Genomic DNA, 3,095 nt, shown 5'->3' with positions numbered 1-3,095 from the left:
GGGGCTTCTGGGGGGGGGGGTGCCGCCGCCCCCCCACACCCCCCCCCCCCCCCCCCCCCCGGGGCCGGGCGCGGGGGGGGCTTCTGTTGCCCGGCGCCCCCCGAGCCGCGCTTACCTAGTGTTAGGCAGCGAGTGCGACAGCCTCGCGGCGGTTGTCGTTCGCACTTAGGTTTTAGCCCGATAACGGCGGTACAATGCCGGGCAAAAGCGACCCCTTTACCACGCGCGTCGAGCCTGTTTCGCCCCCTTGCCAGGCCGGCCGACAAGCCGGGGAAGGATGGTGGAGGCGCCGGGCACTGCCCCCGGGTCCGCAACGCTTATGCCGAGTCGTGTTTATCGCCATAGCCGGCAAGCCGGCACCGACGCATATAGGCGGTCCCGCTACCGGAATCGAGGGGCATCCGTTAGGAAGACCGGCTTCCAGGGGGACCGGGCATGGCGCTGACCGCCGAGCAGCAGCAGGAGATCGAGGCCGGGCGCGGCGCCCCCGCCGCCCCCCCCCCCCCCCCCCCCCCCCCCCCGCCCCCCCACGCGCCGCCACGCCGGCCTCCCGGGGGGCCGGGCCTGGGCGCTGCCCCCCGCGCCGCCGCTGCCCTGCGCGGCGGGGGGCGGCGCCACGGCCGCCACGCGCCGCCCCACCGTGCCCGGCCTGGAAGCCATGCTGGCCCAGGCCCTTCCGGTGCTGGACCACGGCTTCGTCCGCGTCGTGGACTACATGGGCGACGACGCCGCCATCGTGCAGGCCGCTCGCGTCTCCTACGGCCGCGGCACCCGCGCGGCGAACGAGGATCGTGGGCTGATCCGCTACCTCATGCGCCATCGCCACTCGACGCCCTTCGAGATGTGCGAGATCAAGTATCACGTGAAGCTGCCGATCTTCGTCGCGCGGCAGTGGATCCGGCACCGCACCGCCAACGTGAACGAGTACAGCGCCCGCTACTCCATCCTGGACCGCGAGTTCTACATCCCGGCGCCCGAGCACCTCGCCGCGCAATCCGCCGTGAACCGCCAGGGCCGCGGCGCCGTGCTGGAGGGGCCGGAGGCCGCCCGCGTGCTGGACCTGCTGCGCGAGGATTCCACGCGGAACTACGACCACTACCTGGAGATGCTGAACGAGGACGACCAGGGCACCGCGCTCGATCCGTCCCGCCACGGCCTGGCGCGCGAACTCGCACGGATGAACCTGACCCTCAACGCCTATACGCAGTGGTATTGGAAGACGGACCTGCACAACCTCTTCCACTTCCTGTCGCTCCGCGCCGACGCCCATGCGCAATACGAGATCCGCGCCTATGCGGAGGCGATGATGACCGGCGTCGAGGCCTGGGTGCCCATGGCCGCCGCCGCCTTCCGCGACTATCGCCTGGGCGCCGTCACCTTCTCGGCGCAGATGCTGGCGATCGTGCAGCGGATGGTCGCCGGCGAGACCGTGGCGCAGGAGGGCTCCGGCCTGTCGAAGCGCGAATGGCGCGAATTGATGGACGCGCTGGGGCGTGGCGAGTAGCGCGACCGCCAAGCCGCGCGCCCGCCCGGGCCCGCGCCGGCCGGCAGCGGGGACGGGGCGCGCCCCGGCCTGGCTGGCGCGCTGGTGGAAGGTGGCGCTGCTGGTGCTGCTGGTCACCATCGGCCTGCCGCTGGCCCATGCGCTGTTCGGTGAAGTCGTCGCGCTGCTCGGCCTTGCGGCCTTGATCGGTTTCCTCGTCGGCCGATGGACCGCCGCATGACCCCTGATCGCATCGCCGCCGTCATCGACTTCCTCGCGCTCGCCGACCGTCTCAAGCATGTCGAGCGACGCGGCCGCACCGTCGGCCCGGACGGCGCCGCGCGGCAGGAGAATTCCGCCGAGCATTGCTGGAACGTCGCGCTGGTGGCGCTGCTGCTGCATGGCGAGGTCGCGGACCCGCCCGAGCTCGGCCATGTGCTGGCGATGATCGCGGCGCATGACCTGGTCGAGGTCGAGGCCGGCGACACCTTCGCCTATGACGAGGCGCATATGCTGACCCAGGCGGAGCGCGAGAAGGCTGCGGCGGACGTCGTCTTCGCCCGCCTGCCGCCCGATCTGGGCGCCCGCATGCGCGCGCTGTGGGAGGAGTTCGAGGAGGGCGAGACCGCCGCCGCCCGCTTCGCCATGGCCTGCGACCGCGCCCAGGGTTTTCTCCAAGGCGTGATCGGCACCGGCCATTGGCGCGCCGAAGGGGTCAGCGAGGCGCAGACCTACAAACGCATGGAGCCCGCGCGGAAGGCCGCGCCGGTCTTCGAGGCGCTGATCGCCACCCTCTACGAACGCGCCAGGGCAGGGGGCATGTTCGCGGAGCCCCGCCCATGAGCGTGATCGTCTTCGGCTCCGCCAATGCCGACCTGGTCTTCCCGGTGCCGCAACTGCCCGCGCCCGGCGTGACGGTGCTGGGCGAGGGCGTGCGCAGCTTTCCGGGCGGCAAGGGCGCCAACCAGGCGGTCGCGGCCGCCCTCGACGGAGCGCAGGTTGCCTTCGCCGGCTGCGTCGGCCGCGACGCCTTCGCTGAGGTCGCGACGCAGGGCCTGCGCGATGCGGGCGTGGACCTTTCGCGCCTCCTCGTCATGGACCAGCCCACCGGCTGCGCGGCGATCTGCGTGGACCCGGAGGGCCGCAACCAGATCGCCGTCGCGCCCGGCGCCAACCTCGCCGCCCGCGCCGCGCAGGTTGAAGACGCGGCGCTGCATCCTGGCGTGGTGCTGCTGCTGCAGATGGAAGTGCCGCCCGCGGAGATCGCGGCGCTGGTCGCGCGGGCGAAGGCGCGGGGCGCGCGCGTGGTGCTCAACCTCGCCCCGCCCGGCGAATTGCCGGAGGCGACGCTGCGCGCCCTCGACCTGCTGGTGGTGACCGAGCCCGAGGCCGCGGGGCTGGCCGGGCGGCTCGGCTGCGCGGCGGAGGCACCCGCGCTGCGCGGCGCGCTCGGCGTGGATGTCGCGGTGACGATGGGCGAGGCCGGCACCGTCGCCGCCACGGCCCAGGGCGAGGTCGCGGTGCCGGCCTTCCCGGTCGTGGCCGGGGGCACGACCGGCGCGGGCGCATGGTGGGGCGGGGGGCGCGGGGCGGCCCAGGATGGCGGGCAGGC

General features: G+C 73.7%; 4 protein-coding genes and 1 other RNA gene. 4 read left to right on the top strand and 1 reads right to left on the bottom strand.

The annotated features are described in order from the left end of the window. Window positions 1-72: 72 nt before the first annotated feature. Window positions 73-398, bottom strand: a transfer-messenger RNA (tmRNA) gene (gene ssrA, locus AC1MIR_RS16375). A gap of 260 nt (window positions 399-658) precedes the next feature. Here ssrA and thyX point away from each other — a divergent pair. The 4 genes from thyX to AC1MIR_RS16355 form a co-directional block, all read left to right on the top strand. Further along, the gene (gene thyX, locus AC1MIR_RS16370) at window positions 659-1,504 is read left to right on the top strand and encodes an FAD-dependent thymidylate synthase (protein WP_480029249.1); all 846 of its coding nucleotides are present in this window, start codon (window positions 659-661) and stop codon (window positions 1,502-1,504) included. Next, on the top strand, window positions 1,494-1,724 hold the full coding sequence (locus AC1MIR_RS16365; protein WP_480029248.1) for a hypothetical protein: 231 nt from the start codon (window positions 1,494-1,496) through the stop codon (window positions 1,722-1,724). Before thyX ends, AC1MIR_RS16365 begins: the two co-directional genes overlap by 11 nt. Further along, window positions 1,721-2,326, top strand: coding sequence for an HD domain-containing protein (locus tag AC1MIR_RS16360; protein WP_480029247.1), 606 nt, complete (start codon window positions 1,721-1,723; stop codon window positions 2,324-2,326). The genes AC1MIR_RS16365 and AC1MIR_RS16360 overlap by 4 nt, the downstream gene beginning before the upstream one ends. Beyond that, window positions 2,323-3,095 (top strand): PfkB family carbohydrate kinase (locus AC1MIR_RS16355; protein WP_480029246.1); only part of this gene is annotated, 773 nt, incomplete at its 3' end. The genes AC1MIR_RS16360 and AC1MIR_RS16355, both read left to right, overlap by 4 nt.

This window comes from Falsiroseomonas sp. RANM36 (assembly GCF_056682175.1).
Note: the sequence above shows the minus strand (reverse complement) of the source record. Positions and strands in the feature narration are given on the sequence as shown.